The sequence below is a fragment of the Amycolatopsis sp. genome, assembly GCF_036008905.1.
GTDB lineage: Bacteria > Actinomycetota > Actinomycetes > Mycobacteriales > Pseudonocardiaceae > Amycolatopsis.
The window spans coordinates 38872-58809 of the sequence record NZ_DASYMU010000012.1 but is presented as its reverse complement, the minus strand read 5'-3'; the positions used below and the strand labels follow the sequence as shown (position 1 = coordinate 58809).

The following is a 19938-nucleotide window of genomic DNA, read 5'->3' as shown; positions in this document are numbered from 1 at the left end:
CGTAATACGGCAACATGATGTCGATCGTCGTCATGACGTCAGGTCTCTCCTCGTCGGGTGGGGCGTGTCTGGTGGTTCTGTTCGATGGGATTCGTGATCCAGGTGGTTCCTGGTTGTGCCGGGGATTCGCCCTCGTACTGGACGTACTCGGGTGAATCCCCGGTGCGACCAGGGGCCGCCTGGGCGCGGATACCGCGAACAAGAGCCACTAGACACGGCCTCAGCCGGATGGGGCAGTCCGCGCCGCCGGACCGGGTGTTTGAATCGCCACATGACCGAGTCGCCGTGGGGCCCGCCGCTGGACGTCCTCCCCGCACTCGCCAGGGAGGAACAGTCCCTGATCGACGTCCTCGGCTCCGAGAAGTGGACCCCGGCCGTGCACGATCTCGCCGCCGGCATCCTCGGCGACAAGCTGCGCCGCCTGTCGAGCGACCGCGACGGCCACGACGTCCCGCCTGACGACGGCGAATGGCTCGTCGCGTGCCGCCAGCTGTCGCCGGAAGTGCTGTTCGCGCTGCTCGTGGACAGCAATGGACAGCTCGTCGACCTGTGGAAAAAGGTCGACCTGGACGAGGTGCTCGACGGCGTGCCGCGGTGGCTGACAACCGCGCGGGAGTACGCGGGCTACTGGGTGCGGCACCAGCTGATCCGCGAGGCGCTCGACCTCCCGCTGCTCGACGAGGCGGCTTTTCTCGCCCCCGTCGTCGACACACTGCTGCGGTCGCTCCCGTTCGCCCTGCGCGACGTCGCCGCTCCCAAGGGAAAACGCGTGGCGATCACCGTCACCGGCCTTGCCGGCGGCACGTGGTCCGCGACCCGGACCGCCGACGGCTGGGTCCTCGACCAGCGCCCGCCGCCGCGCTCGCCTTACGCCGGCGTCACCACCGATCCGCACACCCTCTGGCGCCTGAGCACCGGGAACCTGCGCCTCGCCGACGCCCGTGCCCACCTCACCGTCGCAGGCGACGCCGACACCTGCGAAGCCCTCCTCCGCGCCCTCTGACGAAACACGCCGCGCCAGCGTGTTCCCCCGCTGTGTAGCCGTGTTTCCCGGGTGGGGTCTAGCGGACGGACCGGCGGGCTTTCTTGGTTTCCTTGCGCAGCTGGAGAATCCGGGCGCCACCGACGAGCGCGACCAGCAGGGCGCCGGCGATCGCGGAGAAGAGCATCGCGACGGCGAGCGGGAGGCTGCCGGACATGCCGAGGAAGTGCACCGAAGCGGTGTCCAGGTTCTGCAGGATGAAGACCAGCAGGAAAACGAGCACCAGCAGCGCGATGATCACGGCCACCCAGGTGCCACTCACCCGCGTGGGCCGGAGTTTCTTGGCCGGAGCCGCCGGGGCGGGCTGGGTTTCGACGGGCGGCGCCGGCGGAAGGCGGTCCTCAGCGGACTCCTGCGCCGGAACGTGGACTTCTTCGGCAGCGCGCGACGCCGCGTGCTTGCCGTCCTGGGCGTGAGTCATAGGCCAATTGTCAACCCATTGGGCGATAAGCGCCGATTTAATCCTCGAATGGATGAACGCCCGCCCAGCTCAAGGTCACGACGTTGCGGCCGGAGGAGCCGAGGTCGGGCGGCGTCCGGGAATCGACACCCATTTCCCGCAGCGCCTCGGCCACTTCGGGGGCCGCTTCCGGCGGCAGGCAAAGCCGCCGCCTGCTGACGTCGACGAGCTCGTCGAAACGCCGGTATTCGGGCGCGGCGGCCTTGCTCCAGCGCGTGACGTCGACGTCGAGACCGAGCTCCCGCAGTGCCGCGACGGCGTCGTCCGCGGTCGGCCCGGCCGGGCGGGTGATGCCGTGAAACCGCTGCCACAGCGGGTTGAGCGAGGTCAGCGGATGGATTTCGGCGGTCTCCACGATGACCCGCCGCCGTGCGCGGGACGTCAGCGCTTCGACGAACGGCGCGAGGTCCGGCGCGTTGTACAGAACATGCGCGCAGACCACGACGTCCACCGGCTCGACCTGCGCGGCGACGTCCGGCCAGCGACCCTGGACCAGCCGGTGCGGGATCGCCCCGGCCCGCTCGCCGAACTCGGCCAGCAGGGCTTCGTTCGTGTCGACGGCGGTGATATGCGAAATCAGCTCACCCGCCGGCAGGCTCGCCGCACCGGCCGCGGCGCCGACGTCGAGCACGGTCCCACCGGGTGACAGGGCCTTGGTGAGCTGCTCGTACGTCGCGCCGGACGGCGTCCGCAGATGCCTGTCGGCGCGCCGGACGAACACGGCGTGCGGCAGGACCCACGGCGATTCGGGCGCGGCGGCGAGGATGTGCTCCGGGATCGCCCAGCCCGCGAGCTGCGCCGACCAAGCCTCGAGTGCGTCCATGGGAGTCATTCCTACCCGGAACCTTGAAGGTGACGCCACGTCACGGACTGTCGTCGTTCATGACGCCGAAGGACTGACTCACAATGCCATGTCGAGCGTGACGTTCTTCGGCGCGAAACCGAAACGCTCGTAAAACCGGCGCGCGGACTCATTCGCGAAGTAGGCGTTCACCGCGGCACGCCCGGCTCCCCTTTCCACGGCCCAGCGGAAAAAGGAATCGACCAGCAACGCGCCCACCTGACGGTTTCGGAATTCCGGCCGTACATAGATACTTTCCAACTCCGCCGTCGAAACCTTCCGCCGGAGGCTTTTGGCGTAGAACCGGCCCGCGAGATAACCAGCCACGGATCCGTTCTCCACGGCCAGGAAAGCGGTCGTCGACTCGTCGTCGAGGAATCCGGTGAAATAGTTCATCGCGTCCGCGAGGGCGGCTTCGATATCGGTGAACGGATCATGGGTTCCGGCGTCTTCCAGATAAAGAAGCTGATTCAACTCCGCGAGCGCGGCAGCGTCCCCGGCGATTCTTATCTCCATGCCGGGGACGCTACTGCGCCACGCTTTACTTGTAAATTAATAAGGGCCGGCTGGGTGGGTGGCTCGTGAGTGGCTACGAGTGTTAGAACACTTGTTGCCACTCACGAGCCAGCCAGGCCTTGGCGGCTTCGACGCCGTCGAGCGTGATCTGGTGCCCGCCGGGGTGCCGGTGCGAAGTCACCTCGGCCGAGTGGTCCCGCAGGGACGCCACGAGCTGGTCGTTCGAGTCAAGCGGCGCCATCGCGTCACGTTCGCCATTGGACAGGAACACCCGGGTACCGGCGAGGTCCAGCGCGGGCGGCGCTGGCAGCGGCATCATCGACGCGAACAGCGCGGCTTCGCGCAGCACATCCGGCCGCAACAGCGTAAGTGCGGCCGCGATGTTGGCGCCGTTGGAGAACCCGACGGCGACGAGCCGCCGGTCGGTCAGTCCATAGGTTTCCGAGGCCATGCCGACGAAATCGGCCAGCTGACCGGTCCGCGCGACGACGTCTTCGTAGTCGAAGACGCCCTCGGCGAGGCGCCGGAACCAGCGCGGGGCGCCGTGTTCGGAGACCGGCCCGGCCGGCGCCAGCAGCGCCGACTTCGGGCTCAGCTCACGGCCGAGGCCGAAGAGGTCGTCCGGGCTGCCGCCGGTGCCGTGCAGCAGCAACAGCACCGGGGCGTCCGCGTCGCCCTCGACATACTTGTGGTCCATCAGCAACGCGCTCACGACAGCTCCGGGTTGTTCTCGGTCGGAAGGTTGAGCTTCGGCAGCATCGCGACGATGTCCTCGCGCTTCGGCTCGAGCCATGGCGGCAGCTTCAGCGCGCGGCCGAGCTCCAGCAGCGGCTCGTCGATCGCGAAGCCCGGTTCGTCCGTGGCGACTTCGAGCAGCGTGCCACCCGGCTCACGGAAGTAGATCGAGCGGAAGTACTGCCGGTCGAGGATGGACGTCACGTTCACGCCCTTGTCCACGAGTTCCTCACGCCAAGCGGCCTGGGTCGGCTCGTCCGGCGCCCGCCAAGCGACGTGGTGGACAGTGCCCGCGGCGACGAGGCCGCGCGGCGCGTCCGGCGTCACGAGGACGTCGACGAGCGCACCCGGTCCGCCTTCACCGGCGGAGAAGCGCAAGCGATTGCTGTCCTGGCTGGCGAAGGTCAGGCCCAGCCCGTCCGTCAGCATCCCGGCGGTCGCATCCTCTTTGGACACCGACAGCGTCACGGAGTGCAACCCGCGAATCGCGTGCTGTGCGGGCACCAGCGCGGTGTCCCACGGGTCACGCGGGTCGCCATGTGGGTGCGCGACGAGCGCGAGCTCGAGGCCGTCCGGGTCCCGGAAGGTGAGCGTGTCCTCGTCGTCGGCGTTGCGGATCTGACTCGTCTCGACGCCGCCGGCGGCCAGGTGCTGCTTCCACCACCCGATCGACGCTTCCGGCACGGAGAACGACGTCGTGGTGGCCTGGCCATTGCCGTGACGGCCGCGCGGCGCGTCCTTCCACGGGAAGAAGGTCATCAGCGAGCCGGGCTTGCCGGACTGGTCGCCGTAGTAAAGGTGATAGGTACCCGGGTCGTCGAAGTTGACGGTGGTCTTCACCAGCCGCAGCCCGAGCGTTCGCAGGTAGAAGTCGGCGTTGCCCTGCGGATCGCCGCCGATGGCGGTGACGTGGTGCAAGCCGCTGGTCTTGATCGACATTTCGTCTCCTTGGGGCCGGTCTCTCTAAGCTAACCTCATAACCTCTTGCGCGCAAGATATATTCCGGTGAGAGATCTGCTGTACGCTGGCCTGGTGACGACGACCACTCCCGACCCCGGAACCGATGACGACGAGATCGTCACCTGGTGGGGCCTGGTGATCGAGGGATACCTCGCGACCCAGGACAAGCTGATGGGCGAGATAGCCGAGCGCTTCGGACTCACCCCCGCCTCCTTCGACATTCTCATCCGGCTGGTCCGCTCGCCCGACCACCGAATGCCGATGACCCGGCTGGCCGGGGAAGCCGCGCTCTCCAGCGGCGGGTTCACCAAGGTCGCCGATCGGCTCGCGGCCGCCGACCTCATCTGCCGCGTCCCCAGCCCGGACGACCGGCGCGTCACCTTCGCCGAGCTCACCGAGCACGGCTTGGAAGTCGCGAACCGCGCCCGTGAGGCCTGTGCCGAAATCCTGCGACGCACGGTCCTCGGCCCACTCGGGCCGGACGCGTCAAGATCACTCGCCGAAGCGATGCGCACGCTTCGTGAGGTGAACAAGGCATGATCGGTGAAAAACTCACCCCGTCCGGGCGATAACACCTTCGGCTCCCGCGCGCGCACGATGGCCGCATGCTCACCAAATCGACCATCACGACCATGCTTCCGGTGACCAACCGGAAGCGGGCCGGACACTTCTATGCCGACACCCTCGGCCTGCGCCCGACCGGCGCGAGCCCGGACGGCACGCTGTACTTCGAGGCCGGCGCCGGCATCATCGGCCTCCGCACGGCGGACGCGGGCACCCAGAGCCGGGGCACCGCACTGAGTTTCGAGGTCGAAGACCTGGAAACCGAGATGCTGGCATTGCAGTACATGGGCGTGAAGTTCCAGGACTTCGATGGCGAAGGACTCAGGACCGTCAACCACATCGCGGACTTCGGCGCCGAGCGCGCGGCCTGGTTCGTCGACACCGAGGGCAACACCCTGTGCCTGCACCAAACCCGTCTAGACGTCTAAGCCGGGGAAGAGTTTGGCAGCGTTGCCCGACAGAATTCCGGTGAGCACTTCGGCGGGCAAACCGAGTTTGGCCAGTGCCCGCACGTTCCTGTTCGCGCCCGGGACGCCGGGCCAATCGGTGCCGAACAGGAACTTCCCCGCCAGCCGGGTGAAATCGAAGCGCGCGTAGTACTCCGGAAGCTTCTTCGGCGGCAGGCCGGCGAGGTCGAGCCAGACGTTGTCCTTGGCGAGCGCCAAAAACGCGGCGACGTCGTACCACCAGCCGCGACCGCCGTGGGCGAAGACGAACTGGACGTCCGGGAAGTCCTCGACGACGTCCGCCATCAGCTCCGGGTTGCCGAAACTCGCGCGCGCACCGGGAAAGCTGCTGACGCCGGAGTGCAGGATCACCGGCACGCCGCGCTCGGCACACACCTGGTACGCCTGGTACATCTCCTTGTCCGCGGGCGAAAACCCGCCGTGCACGGGATGGATCTTCAACGCCACCGCGCCCAGATCGAGCTGCCGTTCCACTTCCGCGGCGAGCGGGTGATGCAGATGCGGGTTCACGCATCCGACCAGCCGGAACCGGGTCGGGTTGAACTTCACGAGCGGCAGATTGTCTTCGATCGGCTGGATCCCGGTGGCCCGCGGGCTGTACTCGCAGAACAGCAGCGCCCTGTCGACACCTTCGGCTTCCAGCAACGCGTCCAGCTTCTCCGGGACGGGGTTGCCGTCGTCGTCGTACGCCGAACGCCACGGATGACCCCGGGAGAACTCGCGCGCCCATTCCATCCAGGCGGGCTTCAGCGTCGAGAGCCTCGGTACGTGGACATGGGCGTCGACAATGATTTCGCCGTCGATCATCGGGGCTTCAGCACCACCTGGAGCGATTCTCGGACCATTTCCCGGATCACGTTACGCCGGATCTTGCCCGTCGCCGTCTTGGGCAGCTCCGCCAGTTCGACCACGCCTCTCGGCCGTTTGAACGAAGCCAGGCCCGCGCGGCAGAACGCGATCAGCTCGTCGGGGTCGATCGTGTGGTCCGACACGCCGACCACGCAGGCCACCGGCTTGTCGATCCCGTCGGCGTCCGGCGCGGCCACCACCACGGCTTCCGCGACCGACGGATGCTGCAGCAGCCGCTCTTCCACCTCCGCGGGTGAGACCCAGATCCCACCCGCTTTGAGCATGTCGCCGAAGCGGCCCAGGCAGGTGTACGTGCCGTCGTCGTTGCGGACGTAGCTGTCGCCGGTCCGCAGCCAGGCGCCCTGGAAGACGTGTTTCGTGGTCTCGTAACGGGCCCAATAGCCGGTGGCGATGGACGGCCCGGACACATACAGCTCGCCTGGCTTGCCCGTGCCGTCGATCAGCTCACCGGCCTCGTCGAGGAGCTGGACGTCGTAACCGGGCACGGGAACGCCCGTGCTCCCCGGCCGGACTTGGCCAGGCTGGTTCGACAAGAAGATGTGCAGGGCTTCGGTGGACCCGATCCCGTCGAGGATCTCGACGCCGAACCTGTCCCGGAACCGCTCGAACAGCACCGACGGCAGCGGTTCTCCCGCCGACACGGCCAGGCGCACCGAAGCGAACGTGTCGTCCGGGATGTCGCTGGCCAGCGCCGCGCCATAGAAAGTGGGGACGCCGAAGAACAGTGTCGGCTTGTCCTCCCGGACCCGGGCGGCGATCAGCGCCGGGGTCGGCCGGGCCGGTTCCAGCAGGGTGGTGGCACCCGCCGCGAGCGGGAAGAACGCCGAGTTCCCCAGCCCGTAGGCGAAGAACAACTTCGGCACGGACAGGAAGCTGTCCTCTTCGGTGGTGCCGAGGATGTCCTTCGCGTAGGTCTCGCAAACCGCGCGGACGCTGCCGTGCCGGTGCATCGCGCCCTTGGGCTGCCCGGTGGTGCCGGAGGTGTAGAGCCACAGCGCCGGGGAGTCCTCCCAGGTCCGATGTGGAGCGAAGTCCGGATCATCCACTGTGGACAGGGTGGTCCAGGAGTGCGAACGGACCTTCTCCGGGAGCTCGGCGGCCTGCGCCCGGTCGAGCACGACGTCGGTGACCTCCGGCGCCAGATCGACCGCGATCGAGGCCTGCGCCGCGAACTCGCCGGACACGCAGAGCACGCGGGCGCGTGAGTCCGTCAGGACTTTCCCCAGCTCGAGGCCGGTGACCATGGTCGAAATCGGGACCGGGACCGCGCCGGTGTACATCGCGCCGAGGATGCCGGTGAGCAGCTCGACGTCGTCGACCATGCACAGCATCACCCGTTCCTCCGGGCGCACGCCGATCCGCCGGAAGCCCGCGGCGACCCGCAGTGCTTCCGCGTTCAACTCGGCGTAGCTGAGCGTCCGCCGGACCGACACCACCGCGGTGTTGTCACCACGGCCCTCCCGGACGTGCCTGCCCAGCAGGTAGTCGGCCGCGTTGAAGGCATCTGGCGGAACGGTCACTGCGCGCCCCTTACGTGAGGTACACGTACTCGTAGTCGAACGGCTTGCCGTTGATCCCCTGGCGCGGCGGCGACACCCAGCTGGCGATCTTGCCGCGCTCGTAGACCGGGTGCATCAGCGAGCGCACGAAGGTCAGGTCTTCTGTCGTGGGCAGCCATTTCCGCTTGCTGGCCTGCCAGGTCTGCTCGTCCACAATGGTGCCGTCGGGTGTCACATGGTGGCCGGAGTTTATGCCGACTTCGCGGTTGAATCCAGGGTGGGGAAGGGCGAATCTGTACGAGATGTCGCTTTCGGAGAGGATCTTGTTCCACCGGTTCACCCCGGTTTGACAGTCGGCGATGTACTCGCTGCGCAGGTCGAGGTTCAGCAGCAGGATCGCCTGCAGCTCGTCGACGCCCCAGGTCCCGTCCCCGCGCGGCTTCTCCAGCGTGGCGGCGTCTTCGGTGAGTTTGTGGTCGTCCCGGCGCCGGGTCTCCATCCAGCGGCCCTTGAGCCCCGCGGTGTAGTAGTTCGCCGCGTTGGTGGAGGTCTCACTGCCGAAGAGGTCGAGCGAGACGGTGTAGTGGAAGTTGATGTACTTCTGGATGATCTCCAGCGGGATGCCGCCGTGCGCGGCGATGTCGACGGTGTCGTGCTCGCGGACCAGGTCGGCGCTGCGCTGGACCACCCTGTCGACACCGGTGGTGCCGACGAACATGTGGTGCGCTTCTTCCTTGAGCATGAACTCGCAGGTGCGCGAGAGCGGGTCGAAGGCGCTCTCCTTCAACGTCCCGAGCTGGTACTTGCCGTCGCGGTCGGTGAAGTAGGTGAACATGTAGAACGCCAGCCAGTCCGCGGTCTCCTCGTTGAACGCGCCCAGGATACGCGGCGCGTCGGGGCTGCCGGAGTTACGCAGCAACAGGCCTTCGGCTTCGTCACGGCCTTCGCGGCCGAAGTAGGCGTGCAGCAGATAGACCATGGCCCAGAGGTGACGGCCCTCTTCGACGTTGACCTGGAACAGATTGCGCAGGTCGTAGAGGCTCGGCGCGGTCAGGCCGAGAAGCTTCTGCTGCTCGACCGACGCGGGCTCGGTGTCGCCCTGGATGACGATCAGGCGCTGCAACTCGGAGCGGTACTCGCCGGGGACCTGCTGCCAGACCGGCTCGCCGCGGTGCTCGCCGAACGCGATCGTGCGGTCGACGTCCCGCTCGGCGAGGAAGATGCCCCAGCGGTAGTCCGGCACGTTGACGTGGTCGAAATGCGCCCAGCCATCACGGCCGACGCTGACCGCGGTGCGCAGGTAGACGCCCTGCGTCTCCAGCGTGGGGCCCATCTCGCCCCACCAGTTCATGAACTTCGGCTGCCAGCCCTCCAGCGCGCGCTGCAGGCGGCGGTCCCCGGCGAGGTTGACGTTGTTGGGGATCTTGGCGTCGTAGTCGATCTTTTCCGGCATTTCCCTACACCCGCTTGTCGTCGAAGACAGCTTTCTGACCGGTGCCGTAGCGACGCAGGGCACCTTCCTCACCCGAAGCGTTAGGGCGGACGAAAATCCAGTTCTGCCAGGCCGCGAGCCTGCCGAAGATCTTGGTCTCGATGGTCTCCGGGCCGACGAACCGGTGGTTCGCCTCCATCCCGGAGAGCGCGTCCGGGCTCAGCGACGCGCGGCTTTCGAGCACGATGCGGATCTCGTCTTCCCAGTCGAGGTCGTCCGGCGCGTCGGTGACCAGGCCGAGTTCCTTCGCCTCAGTGGGCGACAGCTCGGCTTCACGCTTCAGCCACGAGATGTGGTCGTCTTCGCGGTAGAAGCGGGATTCGAGGCGGGACAGGCCGTTGCCCATCGGGAAGACGCCGAAGTTGGCGGGCGACAGCGTGATCGACGCGCGCGCTTCGCTCTCTTCGTCGTCGATAGGCGGTCCGTCCAAAATGTACTGACGGTCCGCGGCGAGGGCGAGCTCGAACAGGAGCCCGGCGAAGCAGCTGCCCGGCTCGATCAGCGCGATCAGGCTGCGGCTGGTGACGTCGAGGCGCTTGAGGGTGCGCTTGAAGTAGTGGACGACTTCGTTGGCGAGCCAGTCTTGCGAATCGAGTACCGCGCGTTCGTGCGCGAGCACCTTGTGCGGGTCGCCTTCGGTGCGCAGTACCCAGGTGCCGAGCTCGGTTTCGTTGGTGCGCAAGCGAAGGATGACGTCGTCGAGCTGACGGGTCATGGCGAGCAGCCAGCCGTCGGCACCCTGCTCTTGGAGGTCGCCAGGCTCGTCCTCGGGCCCGCGAACAGTAATTGCGACCGTGCCGAGCGCGCGGTCGAACACCGCGCTGACGTGCGAGTAGCGGAGGCCGTCGTCGGTCACCTCGCACTGCAGCGGGGTGAGTTCGATGCCCTGCGCATCGAGCGGACGAGTGCTTTCGCGGGCGATCTCCTTGGCACGCTTCGCGACGGTTTCGCGGAACTCGACCCGCGGCACGAGTTCGTCGACCAGCCGCCATTCGACGGCCGTCTTGCCCTTCACGCCATCCGAGCGGGTGGCGAAGACGTCGGCGAGGTCCTTGCGGACGCGGCGCTTGTCGACCACGCGGGTCAGGCCGCCGGTGCCGGGCAGGACGCCGAGCAGCGGCACCTCCGGGAGCGCGACCGTCGAGGAGTTGTCGTCGACCAGGAGGATCTTTTCGCAGGCCAGCGCGATTTCGTACCCGCCGCCGGCGCAGGTGCCGTTCACCGCGGCGATGTAGGTCTGGCCGGAGTTGGCGGTGGCGTCCTCGATGGCGTTGCGGGTTTCGTTGGTGAACTTGCAGAAGTTCACCTTCCACGCGTGCGAGGCCCCGGCGAGCATGCGGATGTTCGCGCCGGCGCAGAAGACCTTGTCCTTGGCGCTGGTCACCACCACCGTCCGGACGCCGGGATGTTCGAACCGCAGGCGCTGGGTGGCGTCGTAGAACTCGATGTCGACGCCGAGGTCGTACGAGTTGAGTTTGAGCTCGTAACCGGGGACCAGACCGCCGTTCTCGTCGACGTCCAGTTCCAGCCAGGCGACTTCGCCGTCGATACGGATCCGCCAATGCCGATAGGAGTCGGGATGGCGATCGAAAGTCACGACGTCTGGGGAGGCCACACCTGATTGTCTACACAAGAATTACGCACGTCAATGTTGTGTAGATGCTAATCAAAGAGGTAGCTCACCGACGTCGCAGGTGACGAACTTCCACTCAACCACTCCCGCACCTCGTCACCCCAAAGATCACCCGTCCGGGTGCCCGCCACTTCAGTAGGCGAGGGGGAGGGTCAGGCGGGGGTCGGGGAGGGAGTGGCTGATTTCCAGGAGGTACTGGCCGGACTGGGCGCGCCAGCCTTCGGGGGTCCAGGTGGAGGCGGCGCGGGACGAGATGGGGATGTCGACATCGACGGTGGCGCCGGGCTCGGCGTGGACAGAAGCGAAGCCGACTAGCCAACGCGCGGGGCGGTCAAGATCCACTCCAACGGGCGACAGGTAGAGCTGGGCCACTTCACGACCGGCCCGGTCGCCGGTGTTCCGCAGGCTGACCCGCACTTTGCCGTCGTGAAGCTCGGCCGAGACGTACTCCCACGAGGTGTAGCCGAGCCCGTGCCCGAACCAGTAACCCGGCTCGTGGTCACTCCGCTCCCAGCCGCGGTACCCGATGAAAACGCCCTCCTCGTACGGCAGCACGCCGTCCTCCGGCTCGACGCGCAGCACCGGGCAGTCCGCCATCCGCACCGGCCAGGTCGTCGGCAGCCGCCCGCCCGGCTCGGCCAGCCCGAGCAGGACGTCTGCCAGCGCGGCGCCGCCGTCCTGCCCGGGGAACCAGGTCAGCAGCACCGCGTCGACCTCCCACGGCAGCTCCACCGGCGAACCCGCGTTGACCACGACGACCGTGCGCGGATTCGCCGCCACGACCCGCCGCACCAGTTCGTCCTGCCGCCCGGGCAGCGCGAGCGAACGCCTGTCGAAGCCCTCGCTCTCCACCTCCTCGGTGGTGCCGACCACGACGATCGCGACGTCGGATTCCGCCGCCGCGGCCACGGCCTGCTCGATCAGCACGTCGGCGTCGAGCGCCGGATCGACGTAACCGAGGCCGAACGAAATCCACGTGAAATCACCGGCGCCGACACTCTCCGGCCGCGCGGGCAAGGTGTACGACAGCACCACGTCGACCGGCTCACCGCTGGTCAGCGGCACATCGAACCGCAACTCCTGTACCGACATGATCGCGGTGACCAGGTCGCCCGTCGGCCAGTTCGGCCCGTCGAACACGACCTCGCCGCCGATGACCAGCTTCAGTTCTCCCACCCCGGTCAGCCCGAACGTGTGTGAGCCGGTAGAGCCAGGTGTGAAGCTGCCGACGATGTCGACGCTGCGCAGCCGCTCGCCGTCCACCGCGCCCGGCAGCGTACCGATCCACTTCACACTGGCCTCCCGCAACGGGAACGACGCCAGCTCCTCCCCCTCGGCGTCACGCGCGACTGCCCGCAGCGAGAAGCCGTCCGACGCCGGATGCAGCGTGGTGCGCGGATCCGCGCCGAGCGAGTACGTCAGCTCGACGTCGTCGGGCAACGCGGCGCGCAGGCCGCCCAACGGCGAGGTGACCGCGGCCGGGAACACCGTCGCGCTGCCACCGCCCAGGATCCGCGGCTGAGCGGCCGCCGCCCCGATCAGCGCCACCTTGCGCAGTTCCGAGGGCCGCAACGGCAAGAGATCATTCTCGTTACGCGGCAACACGAACGACCTCGCCGCCAGCTCGCGCGGAAGTCCCTCAGTGTCCACTTCGGACGGTTCAGCGGCCGTGGCGCCTTCGAGCGCACCCACCCTGGCGGCCAGCAGCAACACCCGCCGGACCATCGCGTCGACAACGCCCTCGGCCACCTCACCAGCACGAACGGCCGTGGCCAGCCGCTCCCCGAACACGGTCTGCGGCCCGGGCATCGCGACGTCGAGCCCGCCGTTTGCCGCCCGTGCGGTGTCCCTCGCCGCCAGCCAGTCCGACACGATGAACCCGCCGAAGCCCCATTCCCCGCGCAGGACGCCGTTCTGCAACGCGTTGTGCTCGCTCATCGTCGAGCCGTTGACGCTGTTGTAGGCGGCCATGATTCCCCACGGCTGCGCGGTTTCGACGATGTACTCGAACGGGGCGAGATAAAGCTCGCGAAGGGTCCGTTCGCTCGCCTGGACGTCGACCGTCAGCCGTTCGGTCTCCGAATCGTTGGCCACGAAATGCTTGACCGTGGCCCCGACCCCGCCCGCCTGGACACCGCTGACGAAGCCCGCGCCGATCACCCCGGTCAGCAACGGATCTTCGGAGTAGCACTCGAAATGCCGCCCGCCCAAGGGACTTCGGTGCAGGTTGACCGTCGGTGCGAGCAACACGTGCACGCCCTTGCGCCGCGCCTCGGCCGCGAGAAGCCCACCCGTGCGCCTGGCCAGGTCCGGGTCCCAGGTCGCGGCCAACGCCGTCGGGCTGGGCAACGCGATCGACGGATCCTCGGCCGACCACTGGACCCCGCGAACCCCGACCGGTCCGTCGGACATGACCAGCGATGCCAGCCCGATCTCCGGGAGCGCCGGCAGCGTCCACATGTCCTGTCCGGCCAGCAGCCGGGTTTTCGTGTCCAGGTCCAGTTTGCCGAGCAGCTCCTCGACGAGTGCTTCGTTGCTCATACATCTCATCTTCCCTGAATGAATCGTCTCTGCCGAGTTAGCGGTCGGAAACTGTCGGTGACATCGGGTAGGAAAAAGGGGTGCAGTCTTCCGAGCCCCTGATCGGGGTCGAGAACATCAAAATGCCCGAGTGGGCCGCGGTGGACCAGCGAGTGGTCGCCGCGGGGTTCAAGCAGGCCGTCCGCACCCTGCCGACGGCGATCGCCGTCGTGGTGCGGCTTTCCTGGCGCACGTCCCCGAAGCTGACCGTGCTGGCGGGGATCGTGCACGTGGTTTCCGGCTGTGTCACGGCTTTCGGCCTATTGGCGACGGCGAACGTGTTCGCCTCGCTGTTGCAGGACGGGCCGACACCGCAGCGCGTGCTGGATTCCTTGCCGTCCATAGCGGTGGTCACGGCGTCCTACGCCGTGCGCGCGCTGCTGGACACGGCGGTGGCGGCCGTCGAAGGCGCACTGCAACCACAGGTCGTGCGCGCCGCGAACGACGAGGTGACCGCCGCTGTCGTGCGCGTGAGTCTGTTGGCGTTCGAGGACGCCGACTTCCGTGAACTGGCCCGTCAGGGCGCCCGCTACGGCGTCCGGTCGATCGAAACGAGCCTGCGGCGGCTGGCGGATCTCATGGCGTCGACAGTCGCGCTGCTGGCGTCGATGCTCACCGCGGGACTGCTGAATCCGTGGCTGGCGCCGGTGCTCCTGCTCGCGACGGTCGCGGACGGCTGGGCGTCGGCGCGGGTGGCGAAGTTGAATTACCAGCATTTCCTCGACACCGTGGGCCGCAACATCCGCAAATCCGTGGTCGAGGAGGTCGCCACCTACCGGGTGCTCGCGCTGGAACGGCACGCGTTGACGTTGCAAGAGCCGTTGCTGAGCGAGTATCGGCGAATCACCGAAAGCCTGATGCGCGAGGAAAGCAGGCTCGCCCACCGCAGCAACCTCGTCCGGCTGACCGGGCGCGCCGGGGCGGGTGTCGGCACCGCGCTGGCGTACGTCGTGCTGGGCCTGCTCCTCTATTTCGGCCAGATGGAACTCGCCTTGGCCGGAACGGCGGTCCTCGCGATGCGCACGGCGTCGAACGCGCTGTCCAACACCATGCGCGCGATCAACTCGCTATACGAGGACTCCTTCTACATCGACTTCTACAACAAGTTGCTCACCGAGTCCGAGCAGCGGCGGCCACCGGCCTCGGAAATCACCGCGCCCGGAAACCCGGCGGAAATCCGGCTGGAAAACGTTTCCTTCAGCTATCCGGGGCAGGAGACCGCCGCGCTGAGAGACATATCGGTCACCATCCGCCGCGGGGAAGTCATCGCCCTCGTGGGCGAAAACGGTTCGGGCAAAACCACCCTCGGGAAATTGCTCACCGGGCTGTACCCGCCGTCAGAAGGTTCCGTCCACTGGGACGATGTCGATCTTGCCGCGGTCGACCTCAACTCGGTGCACGAGAACATCGCCGTCATCGCCCAGGAGCCCGCGGAATGGCCGATGACCGCGGCGAAGAACATCACCGTCGGCAGGCTCGGGCGCGAGGACCCGGACGAGCTCGCGTGGCGCGAGGCCATTACCTCATCCGGCGCCGATGAAGTGCTGGATTCGCTGCCACTCAAGGAAAACACCATACTTTCGAAGAAGTTCAACGACGGCCAGGATCTCTCCGGCGGGCAATGGCAGCGCATGGGCATCGCCCGCGGGATCTACCGGGACGCCTCGCTGCTGATCGCCGACGAACCGACGGCGGCGCTGGACGCGAAGGCCGAGGCACGGGTGTTCGCCGGGCTCCAGCACGCGACCACGACGGAGCACGGCAAACGGACCACGGTCCTGGTCACCCATCGCCTGGCCAACATCAAGAACGTGGACCGGATTCTGGTGCTGGAGAAGGGCAGGCTGATCGAACAGGGCACCCATCGGGAACTACTCGAATCGGGCGGGCTTTATCAGGAACTGTACGAAATCCAAGCGCGCGCTTATCGCGTGGAGAGCCACTAGCGGCGGATGGACGTGAGCGAAACGCGTCGACAGTATGGAATCGAACCAAGGAGGCCACATTGCGTCAATTGACCGCGCTGGACGTCCAGTTCCTGAACGCCGAAACGACCACGACCACCGGGCACGTCGGTGGCCTGTCGATTCTCGATCCGTCCACCGCGCCCGGGGGCAAGATCACCCTCGACGACGTCCGTGACCTGATCGCCGGGCGCCTGCACCTGGCCAAGCCGCTCCGGTGGAAGCTCGTGCAGGTCCCGCTGGGCATCGACCACCCGTACTGGATCGACGACCGCGAGTTCGACATCGAGTACCACGTCCGCGAGATCGCGCTCCCCGCGCCGGGTGACGATCAGCAGCTCGCCGAGCAGATTTCCCGGCTGACCGCGCGTCCGCTCGACAGGCGCCGCCCGCTCTGGGAGGCGTACCTGATCCACGGGCTGCAGGGCGGCAACATCGCGCTGTACACGAAGGTGCACCACGCGGCGATCGACGGCGTCTCCGGCGCGGAGTTGCTCGGCGCGTTGATGGACACCACGGTCGAGCCGCGCGTAATCGACAATCCGCCGCGCTGGCTGGCCGAGAACACGCCGAGCCAGTTCGGGCTGCTGGCCACCGGGATCCGGCGGATCGCGATGCAGCCGATCAAGTCGGTACTGGCGATCCCCAAGCTGCTGCCGCATGTCGACGAGCTGCCCGGCGTCGCGGCCCGGGTGCCGGGCGTCGAGTTACTGGCGAGGGCGGGCAGCGTGCTCAGCAGGCTGACCCGCCAAGGCCCCGGTCGCCACGACGTCGACAGGCCGAAGCTGGTCGCGCCGAAGACGCCGTTCGACGGCCCGATCAGCCCGCATCGGCGCTTCGCGTACGGCTCGTTGCCACTCGCGGAGGTGAAGACGCTCAAGAAGAGCTTCGGCGTCACGGTGAACGACGTCGTGATGGCGTTGTGCGCCACCGCGATGCGCCGTTGGCTCGAGGATCACCACGCGCTGCCCGAGCAGCCGCTGGTCACGATGGTCCCGCTGTCGGTCCGCACCCCCGCGCAGGCAGGCTCGGCCGGTAACCAGATCTCGATGATGCTGGCGCCGCTACCGACACATGTGGCCGATCCGGGCGAGCGCCTGGCCGAGGTGACCAAGGCCATGATCGAGGCGAAGAAGCGGTACCAGCCACTTCCCGCGTCGTGGCTGGTCGACTTCAGCGGCATGCTGCCGGCGGCACTCGGCGGGCTGTCCGCGCGGGCGATGATGCGGTATCTCGGCGCCACCTCGCCGCTGTTCAATCTCGTTGTGTCGAACGTGCCCGGCGCGCAATTCCCGCTGTACCAAGCGGGCGCGAAGCTGCTCGGGCACTACCCGGTCTCGGCGATCACCGACGCCAGCGGCGGGCTGAACATCACGGTCATGTCATACAACGGGCAGCTCGACTTCGGGCTGGTGGCCTGTCGTGAGCTGATCCCCGACGTCTGGAATCTCATCGACTACCTGCGCGACGCGCTCGACGAGCTGACCAAGCTCGCCGAGCAGGTCACCCCCGCAGGGGTCGACAATGGGGAGGCACCGAGCAACACTTCCGGGAAGTGATTCACGAAGATCGGGGGATGGCGATGGCCGAAACCATGGCACGCGTCAACGGGGTCGTTCTCTGTTACGAGACCTTCGGCGACAGGTCGGACAGGCCCCTCCTCCTGATCATGGGTCTCGGTGCGCCGATGATCTGGTGGGACGACGAGTTCTGCCAGAAGCTGACCGAGCGCGGATTCTTCGTGATCCGCTACGACAACAGGGACGCGGGACGGTCGAGTCGGATGCGTGGCCGGGTGTACGCCCCGGCGGCGTATCTCCTGCGGTCGTCGCCGTACGCGCTGACGGACATGGCCGACGACGCCGCGGCCCTGCTCGACGAGCTGAACCTCCCAGCCGCGCACGTGGCCGGGGCGTCGATGGGCGGCATGATCGCGCAGACGCTGGCCATCACACATCCCGAGCGGGTGCTGTCACTGACCTCGATCATGTCGACCACCGGTGGCCGCCACGTCGGCAGGCCGACGGCCCGCGCGGCGCAGATGCTGCTCGGCCGGGCGCCGAAAACCCGCGAGGCGTACCTCGCCTACCTGGTGCGCACCTTTCGGATCATCGGCTCCCCCGGTTACCAGTTCGACGAAGGCCGCATGCGGGATCGCGCGGCGAACACCTACGACCGCGGGGTCAACCGTGCCGGGACGGTCCGGCAACTCGCCGCGATCGTCTCCAGCCGGAACCGGGCGCCCGCCCTGCGAAAACTGAAGATCCCGGCGATGGTCATCCACGGCGAACGCGACCCGCTCGTGCACGTCTCCGGTGGCCGGGCGACAGCGAAAGCCATCCCCGGCGCCGAACTCGACATCGTCCCTGGCATGGGCCACGACCTGCCACCTGTGCTCTGGCCCCGCTTCATCGACGCGATCGCGCGCACCGCGGACAGGCACCTTTCGGCCAGCTCCACCAAGTAGTCCGACCACATCTCTTCGCTGACTCGAAGCTGCCCACACAACCTCTCGCGCGCAAACCTCTTGCGCGCGAGACAATATCGGCGTAGCGTTCTCTCCATCAGCCGATAAGACCCAAGGACGTGGACGTTATGCCTCTCGACACCACCGCCGTCGCGACACTGAGCGCCACAAGGGACCAGATCCGCGAGCGCCACCTGCGTCCCGCGGCCGAGCGCCCGAAGACCTTCGGCCGCGGCATCCATCACACCGCGCTGATCTCCAGCGACGTCGAGAAGACCATCGAGTTCTACCAAGGCGTGCTGGGCTTCCCGCTCACCGAACTGTTCGAGAACCGCGACTACCCGGGTTCCAGCCACTTCTTCTTCGACGTCGGCAACGGCAACGCGGTCGCGTTCTTCGACCTGCCCGGCCTCGACCTCGGCCCGTACGCCGAAGTGCTCGGCGGCCTGCACCACCTCGCGCTGTCGGTCACGCCCGAGCGCTGGGCCGAGCAGCGCGCCCGCCTCGACGCCGCCGGAATCGAGTACATGGTCGAAAGCGAGAACTCCATCTACTTCAGCGACCCCGACGGCGCCCGCGTCGAGCTCATCTCCGACCCGCTCGGCGTCATGTACGGCGAGACCATCGGCTGATCCCGCCTCGAAGCAACAGCAGCCCCATCAGCCCCACAGCGCGGGAGCGGGGGACCTTTACTACCGCCATACGGCAGTAAAGCTCCCTTGCTCCCGCTTTTGCGCGGAGGGCTAGACGGCGACCGGAGCGAGCCGCGGGTGGACGGGGGCCTCGGGGACGTGGACCGGGCGCAGCGCGTCGAACTCCTTGCGCAGCGTCGGCACGACCTCGGAACCGAGCAGGTCCAGTTGCTCCAGCACCAGCTTCAGCGGCATGCCACCGAAGTCGACGGCGAACAGCTGCCGCTGGTAGTCACCGAAGTAGTCCCGGAAGGACAGTGTCTTCTCGATGATCTGCTGCGGGCTGCCGGCGATCATCGCGGTGTCCCGCATGACCTCTTCGAGCGAACCCTGCCCCTGATAGATGGGCGTGTTGTCGAAGTACGGCCGGAATTCGTTGATCGCGTCCTGTGAGTTCGGGCGCACGAACACCTGCCCACCGGCACCGACGATCGCCTGGTCCGCCGAGCCGTGGCCGTAGTGCTCGAAGCGCTTGCGGTAGAACTCGACCAGCCGCTGGAAATGCGTCATGTGCATGAAGAGGTTGTTCGCGAAGAAGCCGTCGCCGTAGAACGCGGCCTGCTCGGCGATCTCCGGACTGCGGATCGAGCCGTGCCAGACGAACGGCGGCACATCGTCGAGCGGACGCGGCGTCGAGGTGAAGCCTTGCAACGGCGTGCGGAACTTGCCCTCCCAGTCGACGACGTCCTCGCGCCACAACCGGTGCAGCAGGTGGTAGTTCTCGATCGCCAGCGGGATGCCCTGGCGGATGTCCTGCCCGAACCACGGATACACCGGCGCGGTGTTGCCGCGGCCGAGCATGAGGTCCACCCGGCCGTCGGCCAGGTTCTGCAGCATCGCGTAGTCCTCGGCGATCTTCACCGGGTCGTTCGTGGTGATCAGCGTGGTCGACGTCGACAGGATGATCTTCTCGGTGCGGGCGGCGACGTAGCCGAGCATCGTCGTCGGCGAGCTCGGCACGAACGGCGGGTTGTGGTGCTCGCCGGTCGCGAAGACGTCGAGGCCGACCGTTTCGGCGTGCTGGGCGATCTTCATGATGTCGTGGAGGCGCTGGTGCTCGGAGGGCGCAACGCCGGTGTACGCGTCGGGGTTGATGTCGCCGACGCCGAAAATGCCGATCTGCACGGCCCCGCTCCTTGCGGTTGATTTCCATGCA

At 67.5% G+C, this 19938-nt stretch carries 18 protein-coding genes; 7 read left to right on the top strand and 11 right to left on the bottom strand.

Going from position 1 to position 19938, the window contains the following annotated elements; translation table 11 throughout:
• The first annotated feature begins 271 nt into the window (after positions 1–271).
• Positions 272–1003, top strand: a complete 732-nt coding sequence (locus tag VGP60_RS02100) for a hypothetical protein (RefSeq protein WP_327546096.1) — start codon at positions 272–274, stop codon at positions 1001–1003.
• Positions 1004–1061: 58 nt separating this feature from the next.
• On the opposite strand, the gene VGP60_RS02095 is transcribed toward VGP60_RS02100, so the two are convergent.
• The 5 genes from VGP60_RS02095 to VGP60_RS02075 all read right to left on the bottom strand — a co-directional run bounded on the left by VGP60_RS02095 (position 1062) and on the right by VGP60_RS02075 (position 4533).
• Complete coding sequence (locus VGP60_RS02095; protein WP_327546095.1) at positions 1062–1463, bottom strand: LapA family protein; 402 nt, start codon at positions 1461–1463, stop codon at positions 1062–1064.
• 37 nt (positions 1464–1500) lie between these two features.
• Positions 1501–2325 carry a class I SAM-dependent methyltransferase gene (locus VGP60_RS02090; protein WP_327546094.1) on the bottom strand — a complete coding sequence of 275 codons (825 nt, stop codon included), beginning with the start codon at positions 2323–2325 and terminating at the stop codon, positions 1501–1503.
• A 78-nt stretch (positions 2326–2403) separates the two neighbouring features.
• Complete coding sequence (locus VGP60_RS02085) at positions 2404–2859, bottom strand: GNAT family N-acetyltransferase (RefSeq protein WP_327546093.1); 456 nt, start codon at positions 2857–2859, stop codon at positions 2404–2406.
• A gap of 82 nt (positions 2860–2941) precedes the next feature.
• On the bottom strand, positions 2942–3556 hold the full coding sequence (locus VGP60_RS02080; protein WP_414640272.1) for an alpha/beta hydrolase: 615 nt from the start codon (positions 3554–3556) through the stop codon (positions 2942–2944).
• A gap of 11 nt (positions 3557–3567) precedes the next feature.
• Entirely contained in the window at positions 3568–4533 is a 966-nt protein-coding gene (locus VGP60_RS02075; protein WP_327546091.1) for a ring-cleaving dioxygenase, read from the bottom strand.
• A gap of 93 nt (positions 4534–4626) precedes the next feature.
• On the opposite strand from VGP60_RS02075, the gene VGP60_RS02070 reads away from it, so the two are divergent.
• A complete protein-coding gene (locus tag VGP60_RS02070) occupies positions 4627–5094 on the top strand; it encodes a MarR family winged helix-turn-helix transcriptional regulator (protein ID WP_327546090.1) in 468 nt (155 codons plus the stop codon).
• A gap of 65 nt (positions 5095–5159) precedes the next feature.
• On the top strand, positions 5160–5546 hold the full coding sequence (locus tag VGP60_RS02065; protein ID WP_327546089.1) for a VOC family protein: 387 nt from the start codon (positions 5160–5162) through the stop codon (positions 5544–5546).
• Here VGP60_RS02065 and VGP60_RS02060 read toward each other — a convergent pair.
• The 5 genes from VGP60_RS02060 to VGP60_RS02040 all read right to left on the bottom strand — a co-directional run bounded on the left by VGP60_RS02060 (position 5535) and on the right by VGP60_RS02040 (position 13620).
• Positions 5535–6392, bottom strand: a complete 858-nt coding sequence (locus tag VGP60_RS02060) for an amidohydrolase family protein (protein WP_327546088.1) — start codon at positions 6390–6392, stop codon at positions 5535–5537. The two genes, VGP60_RS02065 and VGP60_RS02060, sit on opposite strands and share 12 nt — an antisense overlap.
• Entirely contained in the window at positions 6389–7975 is a 1587-nt protein-coding gene (locus VGP60_RS02055) for a benzoate-CoA ligase family protein (RefSeq protein WP_327546087.1), read from the bottom strand. Before VGP60_RS02055 ends, VGP60_RS02060 begins: the two co-directional genes overlap by 4 nt.
• Positions 7976–7985: 10 nt before the next feature.
• Entirely contained in the window at positions 7986–9407 is a 1422-nt protein-coding gene (gene boxB / locus VGP60_RS02050) for a benzoyl-CoA 2,3-epoxidase subunit BoxB (RefSeq protein WP_327546086.1), read from the bottom strand.
• A 4-nt stretch (positions 9408–9411) separates the two neighbouring features.
• Positions 9412–11061: a 2,3-epoxybenzoyl-CoA dihydrolase gene (gene boxC / locus VGP60_RS02045; protein ID WP_327546085.1), complete on the bottom strand. Its 1650-nt coding sequence runs from the start codon at positions 11059–11061 to the stop codon at positions 9412–9414.
• 150 nt (positions 11062–11211) lie between these two features.
• The gene (locus VGP60_RS02040) at positions 11212–13620 is read right to left on the bottom strand and encodes a glycoside hydrolase family 3 C-terminal domain-containing protein (protein WP_327546084.1); all 2409 of its coding nucleotides are present in this window, start codon (positions 13618–13620) and stop codon (positions 11212–11214) included.
• A gap of 122 nt (positions 13621–13742) precedes the next feature.
• Between VGP60_RS02040 and VGP60_RS02035 the strand changes: the two genes are divergently transcribed.
• The 4 genes from VGP60_RS02035 to VGP60_RS02020 all read left to right on the top strand — a co-directional run bounded on the left by VGP60_RS02035 (position 13743) and on the right by VGP60_RS02020 (position 18722).
• Complete coding sequence (locus VGP60_RS02035) at positions 13743–15605, top strand: ABC transporter ATP-binding protein (RefSeq protein WP_327546099.1); 1863 nt, start codon at positions 13743–13745, stop codon at positions 15603–15605.
• Positions 15606–15664: 59 nt separating this feature from the next.
• Positions 15665–17182 (top strand): wax ester/triacylglycerol synthase family O-acyltransferase, encoded by a 1518-nt coding sequence (locus tag VGP60_RS02030; protein ID WP_327546083.1) that lies wholly within the window; start codon positions 15665–15667, stop codon positions 17180–17182.
• 23 nt (positions 17183–17205) lie between these two features.
• The gene (locus VGP60_RS02025; protein ID WP_327546098.1) at positions 17206–18090 is read left to right on the top strand and encodes an alpha/beta hydrolase; all 885 of its coding nucleotides are present in this window, start codon (positions 17206–17208) and stop codon (positions 18088–18090) included.
• A gap of 128 nt (positions 18091–18218) precedes the next feature.
• Complete coding sequence (locus VGP60_RS02020; protein ID WP_327546082.1) at positions 18219–18722, top strand: VOC family protein; 504 nt, start codon at positions 18219–18221, stop codon at positions 18720–18722.
• Between the two features lie 111 nt (positions 18723–18833).
• On the opposite strand, the gene VGP60_RS02015 is transcribed toward VGP60_RS02020, so the two are convergent.
• Positions 18834–19907, bottom strand: a complete 1074-nt coding sequence (locus VGP60_RS02015; protein ID WP_327546081.1) for a CE1758 family FMN-dependent luciferase-like monooxygenase — start codon at positions 19905–19907, stop codon at positions 18834–18836.
• Positions 19908–19938 lie beyond the last annotated feature (31 nt).